General features: G+C 30.5%; 18 protein-coding genes. 4 read left to right on the top strand and 14 right to left on the bottom strand.

The features are described from left to right. Positions 1-107: 107 nt before the first annotated feature. The 3 genes from lepB to CDLVIII_RS05760 are packed head-to-tail and all read right to left on the bottom strand — an operon-like array spanning position 108 to position 1,285. Positions 108-701 carry a signal peptidase I gene (gene lepB, locus CDLVIII_RS05770; RefSeq protein WP_144005414.1) on the bottom strand — a complete coding sequence of 198 codons (594 nt, stop codon included), beginning with the start codon at positions 699-701 and terminating at the stop codon, positions 108-110. 42 nt (positions 702-743) lie between these two features. Then, on the bottom strand, positions 744-953 hold the full coding sequence (locus CDLVIII_RS05765) for a helix-turn-helix transcriptional regulator (protein WP_009168491.1): 210 nt from the start codon (positions 951-953) through the stop codon (positions 744-746). Positions 954-964: 11 nt separating this feature from the next. Continuing rightward, entirely contained in the window at positions 965-1,285 is a 321-nt protein-coding gene (locus CDLVIII_RS05760; protein WP_009168490.1) for a DUF6442 family protein, read from the bottom strand. Between the two features lie 272 nt (positions 1,286-1,557). On the opposite strand from CDLVIII_RS05760, the gene CDLVIII_RS05755 reads away from it, so the two are divergent. Continuing rightward, on the top strand, positions 1,558-2,643 hold the full coding sequence (locus tag CDLVIII_RS05755; protein ID WP_009168489.1) for a GIY-YIG nuclease family protein: 1,086 nt from the start codon (positions 1,558-1,560) through the stop codon (positions 2,641-2,643). Between the two features lie 145 nt (positions 2,644-2,788). Here CDLVIII_RS05755 and hypF read toward each other — a convergent pair whose 3' ends face one another. From hypF to CDLVIII_RS05735, 4 genes are all read right to left on the bottom strand, one after another. Further along, entirely contained in the window at positions 2,789-5,071 is a 2,283-nt protein-coding gene (gene hypF, locus CDLVIII_RS05750; RefSeq protein WP_035302085.1) for a carbamoyltransferase HypF, read from the bottom strand. A gap of 228 nt (positions 5,072-5,299) precedes the next feature. Then, on the bottom strand, positions 5,300-6,307 hold the full coding sequence (hypE, locus tag CDLVIII_RS05745) for a hydrogenase expression/formation protein HypE (RefSeq protein ID WP_009168487.1): 1,008 nt from the start codon (positions 6,305-6,307) through the stop codon (positions 5,300-5,302). A gap of 278 nt (positions 6,308-6,585) precedes the next feature. Then, positions 6,586-7,668 (bottom strand): hydrogenase formation protein HypD, encoded by a 1,083-nt coding sequence (hypD, locus tag CDLVIII_RS05740; RefSeq protein WP_009168486.1) that lies wholly within the window; start codon positions 7,666-7,668, stop codon positions 6,586-6,588. Continuing rightward, positions 7,655-7,879 carry a HypC/HybG/HupF family hydrogenase formation chaperone gene (locus tag CDLVIII_RS05735; RefSeq protein WP_035301680.1) on the bottom strand — a complete coding sequence of 75 codons (225 nt, stop codon included), beginning with the start codon at positions 7,877-7,879 and terminating at the stop codon, positions 7,655-7,657. The genes hypD and CDLVIII_RS05735 overlap by 14 nt, the downstream gene beginning before the upstream one ends. A 701-nt stretch (positions 7,880-8,580) precedes the next feature. On the opposite strand from CDLVIII_RS05735, the gene CDLVIII_RS05730 reads away from it, so the two are divergent. After that, the gene (locus tag CDLVIII_RS05730; RefSeq protein ID WP_009168484.1) at positions 8,581-9,210 is read left to right on the top strand and encodes a flavodoxin family protein; all 630 of its coding nucleotides are present in this window, start codon (positions 8,581-8,583) and stop codon (positions 9,208-9,210) included. Between the two features lie 249 nt (positions 9,211-9,459). On the opposite strand, the gene CDLVIII_RS05725 is transcribed toward CDLVIII_RS05730, so the two are convergent. Continuing rightward, positions 9,460-10,830, bottom strand: coding sequence for a glycoside hydrolase family 1 protein (locus CDLVIII_RS05725; protein ID WP_009168483.1), 1,371 nt, complete (start codon positions 10,828-10,830; stop codon positions 9,460-9,462). 147 nt (positions 10,831-10,977) lie between these two features. Between CDLVIII_RS05725 and CDLVIII_RS05720 the strand changes: the two genes are divergently transcribed. Continuing rightward, on the top strand, positions 10,978-11,667 hold the full coding sequence (locus CDLVIII_RS05720; RefSeq protein WP_009168482.1) for a GntR family transcriptional regulator: 690 nt from the start codon (positions 10,978-10,980) through the stop codon (positions 11,665-11,667). A gap of 234 nt (positions 11,668-11,901) precedes the next feature. On the opposite strand, the gene CDLVIII_RS05715 is transcribed toward CDLVIII_RS05720, so the two are convergent. The 3 genes from CDLVIII_RS05715 to CDLVIII_RS05705 all read right to left on the bottom strand — a co-directional run bounded on the left by CDLVIII_RS05715 (position 11,902) and on the right by CDLVIII_RS05705 (position 17,323). Continuing rightward, a complete protein-coding gene (locus CDLVIII_RS05715) occupies positions 11,902-13,374 on the bottom strand; it encodes an amino acid permease (RefSeq protein ID WP_009168481.1) in 1,473 nt (490 codons plus the stop codon). A gap of 358 nt (positions 13,375-13,732) precedes the next feature. Beyond that, on the bottom strand, positions 13,733-15,049 hold the full coding sequence (locus tag CDLVIII_RS05710) for an MFS transporter (protein WP_009168480.1): 1,317 nt from the start codon (positions 15,047-15,049) through the stop codon (positions 13,733-13,735). A 36-nt stretch (positions 15,050-15,085) separates the two neighbouring features. Continuing rightward, positions 15,086-17,323 (bottom strand): FAD-dependent oxidoreductase, encoded by a 2,238-nt coding sequence (locus tag CDLVIII_RS05705; RefSeq protein ID WP_009168479.1) that lies wholly within the window; start codon positions 17,321-17,323, stop codon positions 15,086-15,088. Positions 17,324-17,664: 341 nt separating this feature from the next. Between CDLVIII_RS05705 and CDLVIII_RS05700 the strand changes: the two genes are divergently transcribed. After that, positions 17,665-18,447 carry an AraC family transcriptional regulator gene (locus CDLVIII_RS05700; RefSeq protein ID WP_009168478.1) on the top strand — a complete coding sequence of 261 codons (783 nt, stop codon included), beginning with the start codon at positions 17,665-17,667 and terminating at the stop codon, positions 18,445-18,447. Between the two features lie 51 nt (positions 18,448-18,498). Here the strand turns inward: CDLVIII_RS05700 and CDLVIII_RS05695 are convergent, their stop codons facing one another. The 3 genes from CDLVIII_RS05695 to nagE all read right to left on the bottom strand — a co-directional run bounded on the left by CDLVIII_RS05695 (position 18,499) and on the right by nagE (position 22,290). Then, positions 18,499-19,536: a nucleoid-associated protein gene (locus CDLVIII_RS05695; protein ID WP_009168477.1), complete on the bottom strand. Its 1,038-nt coding sequence runs from the start codon at positions 19,534-19,536 to the stop codon at positions 18,499-18,501. A gap of 84 nt (positions 19,537-19,620) precedes the next feature. After that, positions 19,621-20,604, bottom strand: coding sequence for a 2-keto-3-deoxygluconate permease (locus CDLVIII_RS05690; protein ID WP_009168476.1), 984 nt, complete (start codon positions 20,602-20,604; stop codon positions 19,621-19,623). 243 nt (positions 20,605-20,847) lie between these two features. Further along, positions 20,848-22,290 carry an N-acetylglucosamine-specific PTS transporter subunit IIBC gene (gene nagE, locus CDLVIII_RS05685; RefSeq protein ID WP_009168475.1) on the bottom strand — a complete coding sequence of 481 codons (1,443 nt, stop codon included), beginning with the start codon at positions 22,288-22,290 and terminating at the stop codon, positions 20,848-20,850. Between the last annotated feature and the right edge of the window lie 252 nt (positions 22,291-22,542).

Genomic DNA, 22,542 nt, shown 5'->3' with positions numbered 1-22,542 from the left:
AAGTAAATTTGTTAAACTCCAAATAGTTACTGCGCACAAAAATGACAGAATGATATTACTTATTTTTATAGTTGCTTTTATATCTAAAGTCATATATTTTATTAATTTTACTTTACAGTTCCAAAATCCTTTAGTGGATAATATCTAAATTGAACTTTTCCTTCAATATCAGCTGCATCCACATAAGGATTCTTCCAAAGTCTTGAATCTGCAGAATCTGGCCGATTATCTCCCAAGAAAAAATACTTTCCTTGTGGCACTTCATATGTTCCATTAAATGCATCTTTATTCTTTACATAATCTTCATTGAGCTTTTCGCCATTTCTAAATACGACCCCTTCTTTTATATCTATTTTATCTCCTGGAAGTCCTATTAATCTCTTTACTAATCTCTCATTAAATTCATTAGAATGAAAAACTATGATATCACCAACCTTAAGATTTTCTTTATTGTATACTTTAGTTACAATAAACTTATCATTAATATTTATAGTTGGCACCATTGAAGGAGTTGGTACATATACATTAAAAAATATGAACTTATTTACTAATAATGCTACTGCTATTGCTGATATTACTGGTATGATCCATTCTTTAAAGAAATTCATATTATTTTTTTTAACTATTCGCACTTTAGTATTTTTTCTTGAATTATTAATTGTGATTTTCTTTGAATTCAATACTTTATTATCGTTTCTAATCATCTCTTAATACCTCCATATTAACCATTACTTTAATAATTTTTATTCAAAATAAAACATCTCTTCGAATTTTTTATCTAATGCTATACATATTAATAATGCCAATTTTGCACTTGGACAAAATTGTCCTGTCTCTATAGAACTTATTGTCTGCCTAGATACGTTAACCATTTCTGCTAAATCTCCTTGAGATAAATTTTTTTCTGCTCTAGCTACCTTTAATCGATTCTGTAAAATTAATTTTTCCTCCATAAATGCCCTTTCTATTTACAAGTTATAGTAAGAAATTGAAATAAAAAAAACATACCGCTAATACTAAAAAAACTTCCTAATATCAATAGTTTTTTATATCTCAAGTAATAATATTTGTAAAATGATTCAGTTGCAACATAAGCCATAAAAATTGTCCATATATCCCCTGTTGGAAGATGTTTATAACATTTAAAGATTGCTAAAGCTAAAATTATTAAGCTAAAGATAAATTTTGCACTTAATCCCGCTTTTCCATTAATATATTGTTCCATTTCATCCTCATTATCTATATTACTTTTCTTGTTTCTTTCCAATATATCCTCTTTATTCATAAAATCAACTCCATTCCTATTAATGATTATTATACCTTAATTTTACATATTGTCAAGTTTACTTGTCATCATGACAAGGGTGCTTGTCCATGGCTTCATATAAAATATAGAAATGGTTAATTGAAAGACCAGATGCCACTTTGTAAAATAAAAAGTCATATTTCCAGTTCCAAACTTAATTGTTAAAAATCCACATATCATAAAATTATTAATTAAGGCACATGATAGAATCATAATAGTAAAATAATTAATCATCTTATGGAGGAGATTACGTGGACATAAAAGAAAAAGTTAAAATATTACCTTCCTGCCCTGGTGTATATCTCATGAAAGATTCTCTCAAAAATGTCATTTATGTTGGGAAATCTAAGAATTTAAAAAATAGAGTTAGTTCATACTTTCAAAATTCAAAATTTCACTCTCCAAAAGTTATAAAACTAGTCCAAAATCTTAAGGACTTTGAATATATAATTACTGATACAGAATTTGAAGCATTTTTACTTGAATGTGAGTTAATAAAAAAAATAAAACCTGCGTATAACAAGCAAATGAAAAGCCCTAAATCTTATTGCTACATAAGAATAAACCTTAACGAAAAAAATCCTGATATATTGATATGCAATGAACATAAAAGTAGCGATGAATGTATTTATTTCGGACCATATACCAATAAAAACACGTTAAGGAAGGCTATTCAAAACATAAGAGAATACTTTAAAATAATCTGCAATAATAATTTACAAAAAACTTCATCCTGTATTAATTATTCCTTGGGATTATGTATTGGAATGTGTTTAAATGATACTTCAAAAAAACAGTATATTGATATATTAAAAAGATTGATCTATTTATTTAACGGAACTGATAAAAGTATTCTTAAAGAACTGGAACTAAAAATGCTTGATGCATCAGAAAAATTTGACTTTGAAACAGCTGCTAAATACAGAGATTATATACAGGCAGTAAATTATTTAATCAATAATGTGAAAGTTGTAAAATTTGTAAAGGAAAATAAAAATATTGTTTTGCTTGAATCTTTAAACAATAGCGTAATTAAACTTTTTCTTATTAACGGCAATAAAATGCTCTTTAGTGAAAAATATTCAATGAATGATTTGAATTTAGAAAAGTTAAAACTAATTATAAAAAACAATATTTCATTTTACTTTAATAATGAAAATTTAAAGAATCCAATAGAAATTGGCCGTGAAGAAATAGATGAGTCTCAAATAATTTATACATATTTAAAAAATAAGTCTAATAATTGTAAATATTTTATAGTTCTTGAGAGATGGTTAAACACTCCAGATGGTTACATGAATATATTAAACGAGCTTGATAAACTAATATCTATTTAGGGATATAGTCATAAAAATTGATATCCCTAAATAGATATCAATTTTTATGATAAATACAATATACTTATTTCCTAACATGCTCTTTTCAGCTTTATACTTATTTATACTAACTCATAATATATTGTCCATAGATTAATCTTTATAATTATATATTTCTTAAAATTTCATTTGCTATAACAATTTGTCCCAATGCTACGCCACTATCATTAGTTGGTATTAATTTATTTGTATACACACTAAAATTTTCATTTTCTAGTTCGTTTATTAGACCTTTAAGCAAAATACAGTTTTGAAATACTCCTCCGCTTAATGCCACTTCATTAATACCTGTATCTTTTCTAATTAGTTTGCACATATCTTTTGCTAAGCTAATTATTGTATTATGAAATTTATCTGACATAGTAGAAGCTTGTTTACCTGACAATCTATCTTTTATAATACCTAAAATAATTTTTTCTGGCTTTATAACATAGAACTCTTCCTTGACTATATCATAATCATAAGTACTTAAACTATTATTTAGCGCAATATTTTCAAGTTCTATGGCTGCCTGCCCCTCATAAGTAATATTATCTCTAACTCCAATTAGACTGGCTGCCGCATCAAAAAAACGTCCCATACTTGAAGTTTCTGGACAGTTAATATCTGCTTCAAGCACAGCTATAATATTAGCTGCTTTATCACCATATAATTTAATTAATATTTCTCCAATTGATAGGTCTGTGTTGTATTCACTCCACATCTTTGACTCAAACATCTTATATATATACGATACAGCCATCCTCCAAGGTTCCTTAACAGCTTTTTCACCACCTGGCATTTTTACATAATCTAAATATCCAAGTCGTGTGAATTCTTTATTATCACAGATTAAAAATTCACCACCCCATATTTTTTTATCAGTTCCATAGCCCGTTCCATCAAAAGCAATCCCAATAACTTTTTTATTTATATTATTTTCTACTAAGCAGCTTACAATATGTGCATGATGATGCTGAACCTCAATTTTGGGTATTGCTGAATTATAGGCATATTGTGTTGAAGCATAGCTTGGGTGCATATCACAAGCTACATACTTTGGGACGAAATTAAATATATTCTTAAAATATTCTATATTATTTTCATAATGTTCAAAGGTCTCCAGATTTTCTAAATCTCCATTATACTGACTTAAAAATAAATTATTTTCTTTTCCTACACAAAAAGTATTTTTCATATTGGAACCACAAGCTAAAATCTCTTTTGTATTCTCCATTTTTATAGGTTCTGGTACATATCCTCTTGCTCTTCTTATCATATAAACTTCATTATTTATCATCCGTACTACTGAATCATCTATTGGCATATGAATATCTCTATTATGTAGTAGAAAATAATCTGCAATCTCAGTTAACTTCTTAACTGCACTTTCATTTTTATATTCTAAAGGTAAACTATTAATATTTGCACTTGTCATAACTAAAACCTTTACGCTATCCTCAAACAATAAATAATGCAAAGGAGTATATGGAAGCATTACCCCTAAAGTTTTTTGATTTGGTGCTATGTACTGTGATAAATTGTAGTTATCAATCTGTCCTAGTATTACTATAGGCTTTTTTGAACCTGTAAGGATTTTTTCTTCTTCTTCATTTACATGGCAGTATTTTTTTACTGTCTTTATATTCCTTACCATAACCGCAAAGGCTTTGTCAGGCCTTTTTTTTCTACTTCTTAGCAGCCTCACTCCTTCCTCATTTTCAGCATCACAAACTAAATGAAATCCTCCAAGACCTTTAATTGCAAAAATTTTACCTTCTTTAAGCTTTTGTCTTGTCCATTTCAATACATCATCAACTTTAATCTCCACTCCATAAGTATCTTCAATCCAAAGCTTAGGTCCACACTCCTTACAAACATTAGGCTGGGCATGAAATCTTCTATTAACTGGATCTATGTATTCCTCCTGGCATTCTCTGCACATAACAAATTTTTTCATGGTTGTATTGGCTCTATCATATGGAATAGCTTTTATTATTGAAAATCTTGGACCACAATTTGTACAGTTAGTAAAAGGATATTTATATCTTCTATTGGATGGATCGTTAATATCCTTAATACATTCTTCACAAACAGCTATGTCTGGAGAAATTAAAGTTAACTTTTCTTTTTTGCTTTCGCTTTCTCTTATTTCAAAATTTTCATAATTAAAAAGCTCTTTTTTATTTACAATTATGTTGTCTATTTTAGCTAAGGGAGGCTTTTTGAATTTAAGATTATTAATAAATGTGTTTAAATTATCTTCTTGTCCTTCTATATCGATGTATACTCCTTCTGAATTGTTATTTATCCATCCTTTCAGTTCTAGTGAAATCGCCTGCTTATAAACAAAAGGCCTAAATCCCACGCCTTGTACAATTCCTTCAACTTTTAAAAATAATCTCTTAATAATAACACCTTCAATCAATAAAAATTCAGAGATTTTCCTTTTAGCCTTTCAAAAATTTTTTCATATTTCTGTAAAATATGAGTATAGTTCATACCTCAAGATATATACTTGTTTTTTTAATTTTATGATGCATTGCTTAATCCCTTATCTGTCTATTAAATATGCTTAAGCACAATCAAATAAATAGCAAGTTCATGTGCCTTACATTATATATTGTTCATCGATATCCTAACAAATTCTAGGCAATTGCTCTCCTGAAGGCATATCTACTATTCTTTTTCCACCTATAATAGTTTTTAAATAAACCTTTTGTGATGATTGTTCTACTACTTTCCCAATAATCGCTGCATTAACCCCAAGTGAATGCTTTCTCATTACTCCAAGCACATAACTTGCATAAGCCTCTGGGACAAAACAACACAGCTTGCCTTCATTTGCAACATATAAAGGATCTAAACCTAAAAGCTCACAGCTTCCTTTCACTTCTTCACTTATAGGAATTGAATTTTCGTCTAATTCAATAGATACTTGGCTTGTCTCTGCAATTTCATTTAATACCGCTGCAACACCGCCTCTTGTAGCATCTCTTAACACATGGATATCAGAACATACTTCAATCATGGAATCTACAAGAGAATTTAAAGGTGCACAATCGCTTTTTAAATCTCCTTGTATGTCTATTCCACTTCGCTGGCACATAATAGTCATTCCGTGATCTCCTAATGTTCCATTTACAATAACTACATCGCCAGCCTTGGCATTGCTTGCTTTAATATTTGTATTTTCATAAATCGTCCCTATTCCTGAAGTATTGATAAATACTCCATTCACACCGCCTTTTTCAACCACTTTAGTGTCTCCCGCAATAATTTGAACTCCTGCTTCTTTTGCTGCTTCCGTCATAGATTTCACAATAAGTTCTAGTTTTTCTAATTCAAAGCCTTCTTCTATCATAAATGCACTTGTTAAATACAAAGGCTTAGCTCCACTCATGGCTAAATCATTTACTGTACCACAAACTGCAAGCTTTCCAATATTTCCACCATTAAAAAACATAGGTTTAACTACGAAAGAATCAGTGGTAAAAGCAATTTTACTGCTATTTAAGGCAAACTGCGCTGAATCATTCATTTCATTTATTATTTCATTATTAAAATACTTTAAAAACAAATCATTAATTAAATTGTTTGTTTGTTTTCCTCCGCTGCCATGACTTAATAATATTTTATTATCCATTATTTATACACCCCCAAGAGTAAGTTTACTGTTATATAGATATCCAACTTGAAAACTAAATTTATGTGGTAGCTTACCGAAATCACATACATTTTTATTCCACAGGACTTGTGAAATTTTCGCTGAAAAGTTCTAAATGTGAACATGCATCCATTTCTACATGCTCCCGAAACAAGTTCGTGACAAGCAGTAAATGGAACAAGCTCTAGATGAAACTCGACTCACGTTCGTTCGCTGAGTAAGCGATTCACGCCAAATCATAGATTTGGGTTCTCTGCTTAAGAACTATACCTATAGTAAGCTGCGCAGGTACCTTCTGAGGATACCATACAGGAACCTACTGGATTCTCTGGCGTGCAGGCTTTTCTAAACAATGGACATTCAAAAGGAGTTATCTTTCCTTTAAGTATGTCACCACACCTACAGCCTGGACTTCCATCATAATCTTTATAGTTTATGTCAAAATGCTTTATAGCATCAAAATCTTCGTATTCCTTATTAATCTTATATCCACTATTAGGAATAGTGCCTATTCCTCTCCATGTACTTTTAGTTATTTCAAAAACTTTATCTAAATATTCTAAAGCCTCTGAATTTCCATCATCTCTTACTATTCTTTTATACTCATTCACTATTTTATAATCCCTTTTATCTATCATATTTATAAGTGTATTTAAGCTCTTAAGTATGTCTAAAGGCTCAAAACCAGTTATTACTCCAGGAATGTTATATTCATCGCTTAAAAATTCATATGGTCTTTTACCTATAACAGCACTAACATGTCCTGGAAGTAAAAATCCATCTATATTGATTTCTTTATCCTCTACAAGAGCTTTCATTGCAGGAGGAACAATCTTATTAGCTGTCAAGAAAAATAAGTTTTTTATTCCTTCCTTCCTTGCCTCTATGGCAGTTATTGCTGTCATTGGCGTTGTTGTTTCAAATCCAACTGAAAGAAATACTACTTTTTTTGATGAATTGTTTTCTGCAAGCGTTAATGCATCCATCGGTGAATATACAATTCTGATATCCGCACCTTCTGCTTTTCTTTTCATTAAAGAAGTCTCTCTTCCTGGCACTCTTATCATATCTCCAAAGGTCGCAATTATGACATCTTTATTTGAAGTCAGTCCTAAAGAAGTATCAATATAACTTTGAGGAGTAACACATACCGGACATCCTGGTCCAGATATTACCTTTATATTGCCTGGTAGTATATCTCTTATACCATATCTAAATATAGCCCTAGTATGTGTACCACAGACTTCCATGATATTTATCTTTTCATCTGTTATATTTTGCAGCAATTTTACGAGGCTTTTAGCATATTCTCCATTTCTAAACTCGTCAACAAATTTCATTATCTGATAACTCCTTTATTAATTCTAGAGTTTTTTCTGCTTCTTCCTCATCGATCGTTTCTATTCCACAGCCTGCATGAACAAGAACATATTGTCCAATTTTTGCATCTGGAATTAAATGCATGAAAACTTCTCTTCTAATACTGCCTATTTCTATAACTCCTTTAAATCCATCTAAACTTAAAACTTTCCCGGGAACTGCTAAGCACATAGTAAACCCTCCTATAATTATTGTCTCTTTCTTGGTACGTAGAGTTTTATATTTCAACCTTTACTTCTCCTCATTTTTTCTTTCCACAAAATAAACAATCCATATACTTATTTCATATAATATAATTATTGATAAAATTGAAAATTTATACTTCCATTCTAGTTATAAAGCCGTCTGTTATAGAAAAATATACAAGATTTAAAAGCAAATACACCAATTTTAAGAACAAATAATTTTTAATGTGGCCATTATACCCCGTTAAAACTCTATCTTTTTCTATTTAATTACTGTATATTAGTAATAACAAGAATTTAAGGCATAATCAAATAAATACCAAGTCAACTTGCCGGTCTATTTTCCATCATAAAGGAAGCCCGACTCGGATATACTCCCTGAGTACTCTCAGAATAAGCGACCCTCATCAAATCATAATCATAGATTTGAGATGTCTACTTAACTAACCGATTCACACAAAATCATTTTTATAGGGATGTTAACTCATAAGCGAATTAACTAAATTCAAGTAGCGAAATCAAAGATTTGTACCCTTGCTTATCTGCTTATCGGTAAATTGACCTAATAGGCTTACTATAAGAGCAATTTATTTCCTTGCCTGATGCAAAATATTCACGGCAACTTTAGACTTGTTATTTATTTTCATATGCCTAAAAATCTTAAATTATAATGAGGTGAGATTTTAAATGAAAGTATTACTTATTAATGGTAGTCCAAAAGCTCAAGGATGTACTTATACTGCTTTGAGCGAAATAACTAATGAATTAGAAAAAGAAAATATTGAAACAGAAATTTTCCATCTTGGAAATAAGCCTATACGTGGATGTGCAGGTTGCGGAGGCTGTCATAAAAATGGAGATGGTAAATGTGTATTTAACGATGATGTTGTAAATGCTTTTTTAGAAAAGGCTAAAGAGGCTGATGGCTTTATATTTGGTTCACCTGTCCATTATGCAGCTCCATCTGGTGCAATCACATCATTTTTAGATAGAGCATTCTTTGCTGGAGGAAGTACATTCCAATTAAAACCTGGTGCTGCAATCGTAAGCTGCCGTCGTGGTGGATCAACTGCTGCTTTTGATCAATTAAATAAGTATTTCACAATTTCTAATATGCCAGTTGTATCTTCACAATACTGGAATATGGTTCATGGAAATACTCCTGAAGAAGTAAGGCAGGATTTAGAGGGAATGCAAACTATGAGAGTTTTAGGTAGAAACATGGCATGGCTTCTAAAATCTATAGAAGCAGGAAAAAAGGCTGGAGTCTCATTACCAGAAAAAGAACCTAGAGTTGCTACTAACTTTATACGTTAAGATAAAACTATGGTTATCCAGCTTTAAACTTAGACTTATGTTGTAGCTTATCGAAATAACATACACAAAAAGTTTAGCTTAAATAAATAATTATTATATAATATAAGCTAAATTTATGAGTTGTTTATTTATGAAGAACTATATATAGTCATCACTGTCCAATACATTGCTTTAATATATATATTGTAACTTGCAACATATATCAAAAATATATGTTGCAAGCTATGAATCTATTTTATATACGTATTTCTATAAACTTCCTCCATTTGTGGCAATTACATTTTTAAACCATTCAAAGCTTTTTTTCTTATATCTTTTTAAATCTCTCATATCAGTTTCATCACGATTGACAAATATAAATCCATATCTTTTTTTCATTTCGCCTTGAGAGCTTAAAATATCAGTACATCCCCAAGTTAAATAGCCTATGACATCTACACCTTCTTCTATTGCAAGCTTCATTTGCTCAATGTGTGTTTTTAAATACTCTATTCTATAATCATCTTCTACTGTGTTATTTTCATTCAATTCCTCTTTTACACCAATCCCATTTTCTGTTACAAAAATCGGCATTTTATATTTTGCATATATATCTTTTAAAGCTATTCTAAAACCTATGGGGTCAACAGCCCATCCCCATTCATTTTTCTTTAATAGCGGATTTGGACTAACGCCTTTCATAATATCATTATCTTCTTCTCCATAGTTTTCTACAATTGTACTTTGATAATAACTGAAACTCAAATAATCAACTGTATTTTCTTTTAAGAGCTCTACATCCCCATCTTCAAATACTGGCTTTATATTTTTCCTTTCCCAATCACTTGTTACATACGATGGATATTCTCCATAAGTAAATACATCAAAGTATAAATCATTAAAAAACTCTTTAAACTTTAAATTTGCTAATGCATCTTCCGGTTTACAGGTTGCTGGATATGTTGTCATATAAGTAACCATCCCGCCCATTTTACCATCTGGAATTATTTCATGTAAGAGCTTCGAAGCTTTAGCATGAGCTATAAAAACATTGTGACATACCTGATAAGATAGTGCTTCTCTATCCACTGCATTTGTTATTGTCACACCCCATAATTGTGGACGAACAAGTACTAAATTCTGCTCATTAAAGGTTATCCAATATTTAACTTTATCCTTAAAACTTTCAAATACAACTTTTACATATCTTTCAAACAAATCTACAACTTTTCTTGATGCAAACCCATTATATTTTTCAGCCAAAGCTTGTGGTAAATCAAAATGATAAAGAGTAATAACTGGCTCTATTCCATTAGCTATTAATTCATCAAATAAATCGTGGTAAAATCTTAAACCTTCTTCATTTACTTCACCTTCGCCATCAGGAATGATTCTAGTCCACGAAATGCTTGTACGATAACTATTAATGCCCAATTCTTTAAATAATGCAATATCTTCCTTATACCTATGATAAAAATCAACAGCTATTTCCCAATTAGAAAAACCTTCTTTTACTTCTCTCTCATCAACTATAGAAATTCCTTTGCCTCCTTCTTTTGAAGCTCCTTCACTCTGAAATGACGTAACTGCACTTCCCCATAGAAATCCTCTTGGAATTATTTTAACTTTTTCTTCCTTCACAGTAGTTCCTCCTCTTATTCACAAAATCTAAATCTTATATTAATTGTAAACTCACTAAATTCAACTTTCATTACCTGTCTATACAAGAAATTTTGAAGCTATGTTATAATGTTTTTAATTATTAAGCTTATTATTTGGAGGTTAAAATTGAAAAGCGATTATATTATTAATGACTTAATAGAAAAGATTACATCAAGAAAAATTGAAATAGCCTCTCGTATTCCTTCTGAAACCCAATTATCAATCAAATATGAATGTAATAGGCACACCGTAAGAAAGGCAATTGGACACTTAATTGAGCGAGGATATTTATTTAAAACTGATGATGGTTCAACCTTTGTCAGTGATATCACTCATTATAATAATAGTATTCTTTTTTTATCTTCTCTATCAGATTATTTTAATTCAGAAAATATTAAATCAGAGGTTAAAGAATTTGAATTAATTAAAGCTTCGGCTAAACTTAGTGAATTGCTCCAAATTGAACAAACTTCTAAGGTTTGGCTTATAAAAAGAGTCCGCTATATAGACTCACGTCCTATTCATATGGAGGAAATTTATATGCCTTATTCTCTATTTCCTAATCTTACTGCTATGGATTGTACGGCAAGTCTTCTTTCTTATATTGAATCTCAATATGATTATAAAATAAGCCATGGTATTAGAACTGTGAGTCCTGTTAAATTAAATGAATATAAAAGTCAGTTATTAGATTTACCTAATGAATCTATTGTTATGCAAATTGAAAACATAGGTTATTTAACTAATAAACGAATATATGAGTATTCTATAAGTACAACGCGAGAGAATAAACTCCAATATTACTGCAGACGATAGAATTCAAGCCTTGCTGTGTTTAAATAATAATATTTTCTAAAAATTAATATACTTCTTACTTATGGAAGAAAAATAGGACTATTATATAAAGAAGAAAAACTACAATACATTTAATTAGATTTTCAAATTTCAATACAATGTATTATGAGTGATTTTCTTAATTTTACAGTCCCATTTTTAAGTATTTATAATTCTAAAAATATATTACTTTATAAATTTAGATTTTATTTAAAATTACTTCTTATTGCAGGTATCACATTCTTCTTTACATGTTTTGCTACTCTTTTCTTCATGATTACCATCCATTAACTCTTCCGAAAATTCTGTTGAAAACTTAGATTTATATTTTCTATTATTTATCTTCATGTATGTATTTTTAGTCGAATTATTTAAGAAATTCATTCCCATATAAATTAATGAAAAAAATGCTACCATTAGCAATCCCACTATAAGTGCTGGAGCCTGATCAGGAATAAGAGGCATACTAAAAATAACAATTATCATACTTATTAGACCGATCCAAGATGTGTATGGATACCCAGGCATTTGGCACTTTCCATCTGGCGGACATCCATTTCTTTTACGGAAGCGTATATGAGTTGCCATAATTACTGCATAGGTAAACAGTAATGCAAATCCACCAGAGCTTATTAAGAATAGGTATATTCTAGGGAATAATAATCCAAAGCCTAAACCTAAAAGCATAGAAAAACCTGAAACTAATATTGCCTTATAAGGAATATCTCCTTTATCTTTCAACCACTTCGGAGCATCTCCTTCATCTGCAAGAGATCTTAGCATTCTTGCGATTCCAAACATAGATGCAAGAGATGCAGAAAGTATAGCTGTAATAAGTACCAAATTTATAATATTACCTACCCATGTAATTCCCCATCTATTAAGTGCTGCTACCATGGGACTTATGTCTTCATTAAGCTCCGAAGTGGGAATTAATGGTAGTAATGCCGCAATATAAAGTATATATAAACCAACAAGAGTTATGACCGTATAATTAATTGCTTTAGGAATTGTTTCCTTAGGATTATATGCTTCTGAAGCTGCGAGCCCAATTATTTCAAACCCCGCATAAGCAAAAACAACTATGAGCATGCTTCCGGCAATGCCTCCTGTTCCCCCTGGTATTAGAGGTTCACGCATTAATTCTCCTGCCCCAACAGCTGCTCTTCCTGAAATTATTCCTGTAACTAATAATAATGATATAATTATGAAAGAAATTATAGTTATTAATTTTATTGCAGAAAGTCCACTTGTGAGCTTACTTAATTTGTCTGCCCCTAAAAGATTGAGCAACGTTACACCTATTATTATAATAGTACCACCAATGGCTATTGATATGCTTGGAATCCATTCCTGTAACAAAATGGACACAGCTGTAGCCTCACTAGACATTGAAAGTATCATTCCAACCCAATAAACCCAGCCTACAACAAATCCCATTCCTGGTCCAAAAGCTTGGGTTGCAAAAGTTCTGAAAGATCCTGAATCAGGATTAGCCACAGTCATTTCCGATAAAGCGTATAATATAAAATACACCATGAATCCTCCTAATATGTACGATATTATAATAGCAGGCCCTGCTGCATTTATAGCCACAGATGAGCCAAGAAAAAATGACCCTCCTATAATGCTTCCAAGTGCCATCATTGTAATCTGCCAGGCAGATAATCCATTATATTTTTTCTTCATAATATTTCCCTCCACTTTTATGCATCTAAAACTTCGTGTTTACTAATGCTTTAAATAGCTTCTAGAATATTATTCCGCAAAATCGATATAACATGTGTCAATTTAAATATAAAGTTATTTAAAATTGTATTTATTATATAGGTTCTAAAAAAATTAGTTCATAAATATCTAATTTAACCTCTCAGTTCAGTTATTACTAACCAAGTAGCTCTATAAAGAATGAATCATATTATTTAGAACTTATATATATATATAAATTTTCGTTCAAATCTACAAATAATAATAAAAAAAGCTAATGCAATAATATTAAAGCATTAACTTTTATCTTGAGTTAATTTTATAAATATACTTTTTTAATTTAGTTTTCTTCTTCTATTTTTCCAACAATAAATATATAGGACAACGCACCTATTAATGCTAAAATTCCTATCAATGCTATTGCTGGGGTAAAGTTTCCGCCTGATACAATTATACCAATAACAATTGGAATTACTATTGAGGATAAGGCTCCTGTACAATTAAATACACCACCAGCTAAACCCACTAAATTTTTAGGTGCTAATAATGATACAAACACCCAGGTAATAGTAGCTAGTCCATTTCCAAAGAATGCTATAGCCATAAACATTACTATTAATGGAGTACTGTCAACAAAATTAGCTCCTATTATAGTAGTTGTTAATAATAACCCTATTATTATCGGAGTTTTTCTTGCTACGCCCATAGAAACCCCTCTTTTTATAAGATTATCTGATACAAAGCCTGAAACTAAAACTCCGCAAAATGCTGCTAAATATGGGACTGATGATACAAAACCAGATTTTATAAAACTTAAATGTCTGTATTCTACAAGATAAGTTGGGAACCAAGTTAAGAAAAACCAAAATGTTGATGATATAGTAAATTGTCCAATATATATTCCTATCAACTTTCTATTAGAAAACATCATCTTTAAATCACTAAATTTAAATTGTGTTTTAGGTTTAACAGAAGTTAAACTTGCATCTGCCTCTATTATGGCCCCTCCATCTTTTATATAATTTAATTCAGCATCATTTATACGTTTACTTTTGTTTGGATCTCTATATAAAGCATACCACACTATAGACCATGCTATGCCCACTACTCCTGTTAGTATAAACAAAAATTTCCACCCGAACTTATCTTCTAGTATAAATAACAATGGACTTACAAACGCTAATCCAACAAATTGTGCTGATGAATATATTGCAATGGCAGATGCGCGTTCATTTGTTGGAAACCAGCTCGACGCAACTTTATTGCTAGCTGGCATTACTGGTGCTTCAAAGCATCCTATAGATAAACGTAATCCTAATAATGAACCGAAACCACCAACAAGGCTTTGCAATAATGTAGCCAGTGACCATATAAATAAGCTGCAGGCATATACAGCACGTGGTTTAAATTTATCAACTAAATATCCACTAGGTATTTGTAATGCTGCATATACCCAGCCAAATGCTGAAAATATTAATCCCATTTGAACAGTTGATAATTGTAAATCTTTTGACATATGTGATGCTGCTACAGATATATTAGAACGATCCATGTAGTTTATTACTATATTCATAAATATTAAAGCTAATACAAAGTACCTGATTTTAGTAGGTTTCTCTTGAACCCCATTAATTTCATGATTTCCGTTAATATTCATATTCTATTCCTCCTTATATGTGAGTAAGTTATTTTGTCAATAAACTCTTACTTCTACAAGTTCAGCCCTTTGACTGCCATTTGTGGATTCAATAATAATTCTCAATTTATTTGTTGAAATTCCCTTTAAATCCTTAAATATTTGTTTTCTCTTACGGTTATCTTTTTTAACTATAATAGTTTTCCATTGATTATCTTCCCATATATCAATCTTATAATCTTTTACTAACTCAGGTATCACCGAAAAATCAGTGTAGTGATGATGAAGATTTATAAGATCTTCATTTACATCGTCATTAAAAGTAATATGAATTTCATTAATTTCGATATTATTTTCCCAATCAAGCTCAATCCATTGATTACTATCTCTTATTTCATCAGATACCCACATATGTGAACCCCCATAAGGTCTTAGATAACCATCTATGATTTTATCAGGAGAATATATATCTGTTTCCCCATTAATCTTAAAGCAAAATTCTTTTCTAACCATATCCTTCATTGACCATTCAACAATTGGGTTTGCTCCTATATAATCATCTAAATTTGTATTTTCTATTGCTTTTTTAGTAAAGGAAAGTACTCCTGTTAATGGTTTATAAGATAAATGTACTGATACTTTATCATTAGCTCTTACAATTAAAAATATATTTTTCCCTATTTCTGATTTTAAGTCTAAACCAGTTTTAATCCATTGATTTTTTCCTTGTTGTAACCTTATCTTCGCACTCTTTTCAAGACTCTTAGGGATATAGTTTTCAGCCCTGCCTGTATTCCAAAGTTCGACTTCCAAATTAGTTTCTTCTAAACTTGAAACTAATATTTCTATATCATCTATCTCTCCTTCGATTGGAAATAATATACCAATATCAGTAATCAAATTATACTCAGCTTCTGAATTATTGATTTCTATTTTTTTTAGATAACCAGATGCTTTTACCGATGAAAATTGAGCTTTATCCTCTTCATCCTGATTTTTTATTCCTATAATAGATCCATCCTGTTTTAATAACATTTGCTGTAATTTCGTGATATATTTCTTATACACATCTCTTGGTTTGATTTTCTTATCAACGCATAGGACTGCTGCTGCTCCAACTGCTTCACCTATAGTTGCACAAGTAGCCATAACCCTAGTTGCTCCAAAAGCTATATGTGATGCACTAATATTTCTTCCGGCAAACATCAGATTTGATACGTTTACAGAATAAGTGGAACGGAATGGAATGTGAAAAATGCCATCTGCTTGTATATTTCTTGAGCCACTACTTTCTTCATATATTCCCTTTTCAGGATGAAGATCAATTGACCATCCGCCAAATGCAATCCTATCCTCAAATTCAGTCTGATTAATAATATCATTTTGATTTAAGACATAATCTCCAATAAATCTTCTGTACTCTCTCTTACCTGGTATTGATCCAACCCATTCCAATGTTAGATTATCAGCATCATAATTTCCTGAATTTTTTATATAATCCCATATTCCATAAACTAATGCCCATAATTCATCCCTTATGATTTCATTATTTTTAACAATATCTATTTCTCCCCCTAGTTCTATCCACCAATAACAACATCCAGAATCGCTGCATTTTATAACTCTATTTTTAGGAATACTAGTTTTACTAATATCTTTTGCAAAATTAGGCGGTACAAATCTAACTGTGTGTCCAACATCTTTAGTGTAAAATAATATAGTGCTTCCTAATAAAATCTTATCAGCCTTTTCAGGTGCTAATAACTCATTAAACTCATGGCGTGATTCTCTTCCAATATTATATTTAGCTCCTGCCAATGCCCCAACTAAGCCATCCCCTGAACAATCCAAATATATATCGCTTTCAAATTTAGTCTTTATTTCTGATCCAACAGTCCATCCTATTACAGATTTTATTTCATTTTCTCTTTCCACCTCAACTACATCCAACTCTGACACTTCTGTATTTAAAAATAATGAAATATTTTCTTCATCCTTTACTTTCTCTAGTAGCAATAAATCCCATATATAGGAATTCCCATCTGGATTTCGATATTGATTTTCTAAGAACAATTCTCCCATGATTCCTGTTTCCCTAGCATATCTATTAATACCATGCTTAGTTGCTCCACAAACCCATACACGAATTTCACTACTAGAGTTTCCACCTAAAACGCTACGATTTTGAATTAGTGAGACAGTTTTTCCATTTCTAGCAGCAGAAATTGCAGCACATACACCTGCTAATCCGCCTCCTATTATAGTTATATCTTTTTTTACATTTTTGTAATCCATAACGCGCTCCCTTTATAGACAGATTAATTTACTTTTATGCTTTAACTAACTTTTATTTAAATGTTTACAATGCATTGTATAGTTCTCCATAACCAGCATTAAACAAGATTATACATTATTTTTCTTATCTCATCCTCACTGATTATATTTCTATAATATATCAACACGCTTATTTTTTGAATTCACTAACATATCATTTCCATATACTTTATTTCATATAGGAACTAGAACTTTTCTTAATTTAACTAAATAATATAAATCAAAATTAAAATGTTTACATTTTAACTTTATTTCTTTATAATTTCTATATACTTTTTTGTTCTTTAGGGGGGATTTACAAAATGTTTGCGTTAAATAATTTAAATATAACTATTAATCAACATATTTTCTGGGATAAGAAAGAGCATTTTTTACTGGATGAAGATATAGATTCTAATTGGGTGTTATATGCTATTGAAGATGGTGAATGTGATTTTGAAATCTCATCTCATAAAGGATTGGGGAAGTTTGGAGATATTATTATTTGCCCTCCTGGCATGATTTTCAAAAGAAAGGTTATAAATGAGTTGACTTTTCACTTCATAAATTTTTCAATACATAATCAAGATGATGTAAGCTCTTTTCCTGTTGGTAAAATATCGGTCTCTGATCTAAAAAGACTTAATAATACATATTATTACTTAAAGCTATTTTGTCATAACAATAATAAAGAGCTAAATCAATGGAAAAACTCATTAATAAGTGACATTATTAAACTTTATTATATAGAGACACAATTCGGTAATTTTCCTAAGAACTTCGTTCAAGATGAACTTATAAATTACTCTCTTAAATATCTAAATAAAAATGCTTATAATTCAATTAAAATTAAAGATTTATCTGATTCATTAGGACTTAGTTCTGTACAATTCACAAGAAGATTTAAGAAATGTATTGGGACGACTCCAATAGAATATGTGACTTCTCTACGCTTAAGAAGAGCTCAGGTATTATTGCTAAGAACAGATGACACACTAGAATGTATTGCTTCCAAATGTGGCTATGATAATGGCTTTTACCTTAGTCGAGTATTTATGAAAAATTTAAAAATCACTCCTTCTAATTATAGAAAAAAGTATAAATAAAACTCTAGCCTCACTAAATAGACTAAAGTTTTATTATTATGTAACATATAATTATTTTTCAATATAATTAATTACATTTTTCACTATTAAATTTATTGTTCCATCGCCATTTCTTTGTATTTCAAATTTACTTGAATCATGATAAGTGTTTTCATTTATGTACAAATCAATTTGCTTATCAATATTAAGTCTGACTCTTTTTAATTTTTTCTCAACCCAGGTCTTATCGACTGCTACTTCTTCATTTAGCCCTTGTTGCTTTATATAACTTGAAAATCCCTCTTTTACTTCGGGCTGTTCATTAAATAACTCTGCTGAAAAGTCATCAATATTTATTGTGTCTTCTTCTTTAAGCTTAGCTTTAATGGCTGTTCTAATCTCTTCTGCCTTTCCTGCATCTTCTGTAATATTTTTTCTAGTCCAGTTTTCAGCTGCCTTTACAAAAGTTTTCGTCATATCTCTCTCATTTGTAACTATATTGGCACCTAAAAATGTATTTATAAAATAGTTTGCTCCATATTCATCTTCTTTACCGCTTCTTTGCTTATCCAAAATCATCAGATTGTATCTATCAGTATCTTTAATAGGCTTAATAAATGCAGCTTTTTGAATCTTTTGCCCACTACCTGGAAGACCTGCTAGCTGTGGCACTATTCCTATTCCTATTTTTTCATCAATAAACTGAACTTCATGAGTAAAATTTTTAACATAATCCATTTTAAGTATTCCAACCATTGGACCTTGATCAGTTGTTATTGATGTTATGATTAAATCCCCAGATGGAATATTCACATTAGTCTTCATTATCAAAAATAATTGACTCGCCAATTCTTTTGATACATTAACTAAATCATTATCTATACCCTTTAAATAATTTTGTACAACTTCTTTTACTATATTTCTTTCATAATTAAATCTTCCATATTTAAGTTCATCATCCTTTAAACACTTTTCTACATGCTTATATAAAAATGCATATATGTCTTCATCTAATTCTAAACTATATTCGTTTAAAATAGGTTCTTCCCCATTACTATCTAATATGTGAATTATTGCTTCATTTATATTAATTTCATTTATGTATTCCATATGTATTTCACCATCCAAAAATATTTGTACATTAGATATTATAAACTTTAATTAAAATAAAAAAAAGTTTTTCAATATTTTCTTTTAATGTGCTGGTATTTCTTGATTTTTTCCAAATGCTTTTTCATATTTAGGGCATCCAAAGTGCTTTGCAAACCACTGCACAACAAAAGGACATAAAACTGCAGATAAAATTGCTGCACAGGATATCTGTATAGTTGCTACCTTTACGTATGGAAGAAAAGCAGGTACTATTTGTCCAATCATCGCTGGTACTGCAATAGTGTTTCCTGCAACAGATACAGTTGCCATTCCACCATATCCCGGCCTCTTTAATATAAAACGATCTACAATAAACGCAACTGGTCCAGTTACAAGCATTACTATAATAAAAAGTAAAATTCCGCTAAATCCAGCTGTTACAACTTTCTCAAGATCAATATTAGCTCCTAATATAAATCCCATTATTGGTAATATTAATGCATTACCTGTTTTTGTCGCTACTCTAATTTCTTCGTCAATACTTGATAGTAAAATCCCTATGCATATTGGCAGCAAAATAGTCGCATATTCCTGCCAACTGATGAAACTAGCACCTGAAACCCCTATAGTCATTAATGATAACATAGGTCCCGAATTTAAATTAAACATGGATCTTGCTACAATGTCAGCATGATCTCCATAATTCTCCATGAGCCCCATATATAAGCTTCCATTATTGTTTGTTAAAGCACATAATAGTGATAAGCTGCATACTCCTAAAATCCCTTCATATCCAAAGAAATGAAATACAAGAATATATGCACCTGCTCCTGCTAAATATTTAAATAGAACATGACTACCTCCACGTTTTAACGCTTCTGGAATGTCTTTAACTTTCATCTGAGTTCCTGTAAATAATAAGGTTAAAAACATGATAATTCTTAATCCATCATCAGAAAGCAGCGCTTGACTATAACTACCTATCCTTAAAATCCATGGACAAAGTGTATTTAAAATAGCTGCCACAAATAATGGTATAATCATTGTTCCAGCTGGCACCTTATTTACTGAATTCAATAACTTCATTGCTCTCTCCCCTCTTCATCTAATCGTTTTATTTCTTATTAATACTTATTTAAAAACGCCTCTTATTTTTATGTACTAACTCTACTTTAAATACTTTCTTTATACTTTTCAAGTATAAACTCAAAAATAAAAAAAGTGAAAAAGAGAACATTTTTTACGAATCCATTATGATTCTTAAACGTCTCTTTTTCACTCTCTGATACTTTTACTTAAGATATGTTTTATAAATTATGATATAACTTTTTATTTACATAACTTTCTAAATTCATCTGCAACAAATTGTACTTGTGTTCCTACAACGACTTGTACACTTGTTTTTCCCGGCCTAATTACGCCTGATATTCCTGCAGATTTAATGACTTTTTCATCTACTAATGTTTGATCTTTAACTTCTAAACGTAATCTAGTTACACAGTTATCAATAGAAGTTATATTTTCTTTTCCACCAACACCTCTTAATATGACAGCTGCTACTTCAGTGAAGTTATCATTTGAAAGTTTTACATTAACTTCCTCTGCATCATCATCTTCTCTACCTGGTGTCTTTAAGTTAAACTTTGTAATTACTATACGGAATACAACATAGTAAATTACACCAACAACTAAACCAATTGGAATTAACATAAGCGGATTTTCAGCCATTGGAGCTTGGAAACTTAAGAACCAATCTACAAAACCGGCACTAAAGTTAAATCCAGCTCTTACTGGTAATAATGTACATACGAATGCTGAAAGTCCTGTTAAACCTGCATGAACTAAATATAATCCTGGAGCTAAGAACATAAATGCAAATTCTAATGGCTCTGTAACACCAGTGAAGAATGAAGATAATGCTGCTGCTAATAATAAACCATAAACTACTTTTTTCTTTTTATCTTTAGCTGTATGATACATAGCTAAAGCACCTGCTGGTAAACCAAACATCATTACTGGGAAGAATCCAGTCATATACATACCTGTCTGACCTTTTACTCCTCCTCCAGTAGTTCCCCAGAACTTACCAATATCATTAATTCCAGCTACATCAAACCAGAATACTGAATTTAATGCATGGTGAAGACCGAATGGTATTAATAATCTATTAAAGAATGCATAAATACCTGCTCCAACTGCACCTGTAGATATAATAGCTTCACCAAAAGCTACTAATCCTCCAAATATAATAGGCCATGCGAAAAATAATATTACTGATGCAATAATTGAATATAATGCTGTTACAATAGCAACACACCTTTTTCCACTGAAGAAACCTAATGCATCTGGCAATTTAACCCCCTTAAATCTGTTATAGCAAGATGCACCAATTAATCCTGATAAAATACCAATAAATTGTGTTTGAATCTTTCCAAAAGCGGCTGGAACTTCCTTAACATCAATGTGCTTAAACATTGCTACAGATGCTGGATCTAATAAAGTTGTAATCATAAGCCATGCAACAAGACCTGCAAGCCCAGCTGTTCCATCATTATCATCAGACATTCCAACAGCAACACCAATTGCAAATAAGATTCCCATGTGGTCAATTAAAGCACTACCTCCTTTTAAAAGGAAGGCTGAAACCACATTATTTGCTCCCCAGCCTGTAGGATCAATCCAATAACCAATACCCATTAATATACTAGCAACAGGTAAACAAGCTACTGGAAGCATTAGTGATTTCCCTAGTTTTTGTAAATACTTCATCATAATAATATAATTCCCCTTTCATCATATATGATATATAAAATTTTATTTTAAGGATTTTATATCCTAAAATACATAATTAAGAACAAAATCACAAGTGGCTATAAAGCTCAATATAACTTCTTAAATAATAAAAAAAGACTTTTTTATTTACTATAATTATAGAAAATAAAAAAGCCGAAAAGGATAATTGAAAATTTATCCTTTTCAGCTAATGCCCACTTTAATCGGTTACACGCCTACACATTTTTCTTA

The sequence above is a fragment of the Clostridium sp. DL-VIII genome, assembly GCF_000230835.1.
Classification (GTDB): domain Bacteria; phylum Bacillota; class Clostridia; order Clostridiales; family Clostridiaceae; genus Clostridium.
This window is presented reverse-complemented; position numbering and strand designations above follow the sequence as displayed.

Bases quoted from the DNA above. Each gene is read 5' to 3' on its own strand.
- CDLVIII_RS05690 (WP_009168476.1), bottom strand. From the start codon at position 20,604: ATGAAGTTATTGAATTCAGTAAATAAGGTGCCAGCTGGAACAATGATT.
- CDLVIII_RS05730 (WP_009168484.1), top strand. From the start codon at position 8,581: ATGAAAGTATTACTTATTAATGGTAGTCCAAAAGCTCAAGGATGTACT.
- CDLVIII_RS05715 (WP_009168481.1), bottom strand. From the start codon at position 13,374: ATGAAGAAAAAATATAATGGATTATCTGCCTGGCAGATTACAATGATG.
- CDLVIII_RS05765 (WP_009168491.1), bottom strand. From the start codon at position 953: ATGGAGGAAAAATTAATTTTACAGAATCGATTAAAGGTAGCTAGAGCA.
- CDLVIII_RS05735 (WP_035301680.1), bottom strand. From the start codon at position 7,879: ATGTGCTTAGCAGTTCCCGGGAAAGTTTTAAGTTTAGATGGATTTAAA.
- hypD (WP_009168486.1), bottom strand. From the start codon at position 7,668: ATGAAATTTGTTGACGAGTTTAGAAATGGAGAATATGCTAAAAGCCTC.
- CDLVIII_RS05710 (WP_009168480.1), bottom strand. From the start codon at position 15,049: ATGAATATTAACGGAAATCATGAAATTAATGGGGTTCAAGAGAAACCT.
- CDLVIII_RS05695 (WP_009168477.1), bottom strand. From the start codon at position 19,536: ATGGAATACATAAATGAAATTAATATAAATGAAGCAATAATTCACATA.
- CDLVIII_RS05705 (WP_009168479.1), bottom strand. From the start codon at position 17,323: ATGGATTACAAAAATGTAAAAAAAGATATAACTATAATAGGAGGCGGA.
- nagE (WP_009168475.1), bottom strand. From the start codon at position 22,290: ATGATGAAGTATTTACAAAAACTAGGGAAATCACTAATGCTTCCAGTA.
- hypE (WP_009168487.1), bottom strand. From the start codon at position 6,307: ATGGATAATAAAATATTATTAAGTCATGGCAGCGGAGGAAAACAAACA.
- CDLVIII_RS05700 (WP_009168478.1), top strand. From the start codon at position 17,665: ATGTTTGCGTTAAATAATTTAAATATAACTATTAATCAACATATTTTC.
- CDLVIII_RS05760 (WP_009168490.1), bottom strand. From the start codon at position 1,285: ATGAATAAAGAGGATATATTGGAAAGAAACAAGAAAAGTAATATAGAT.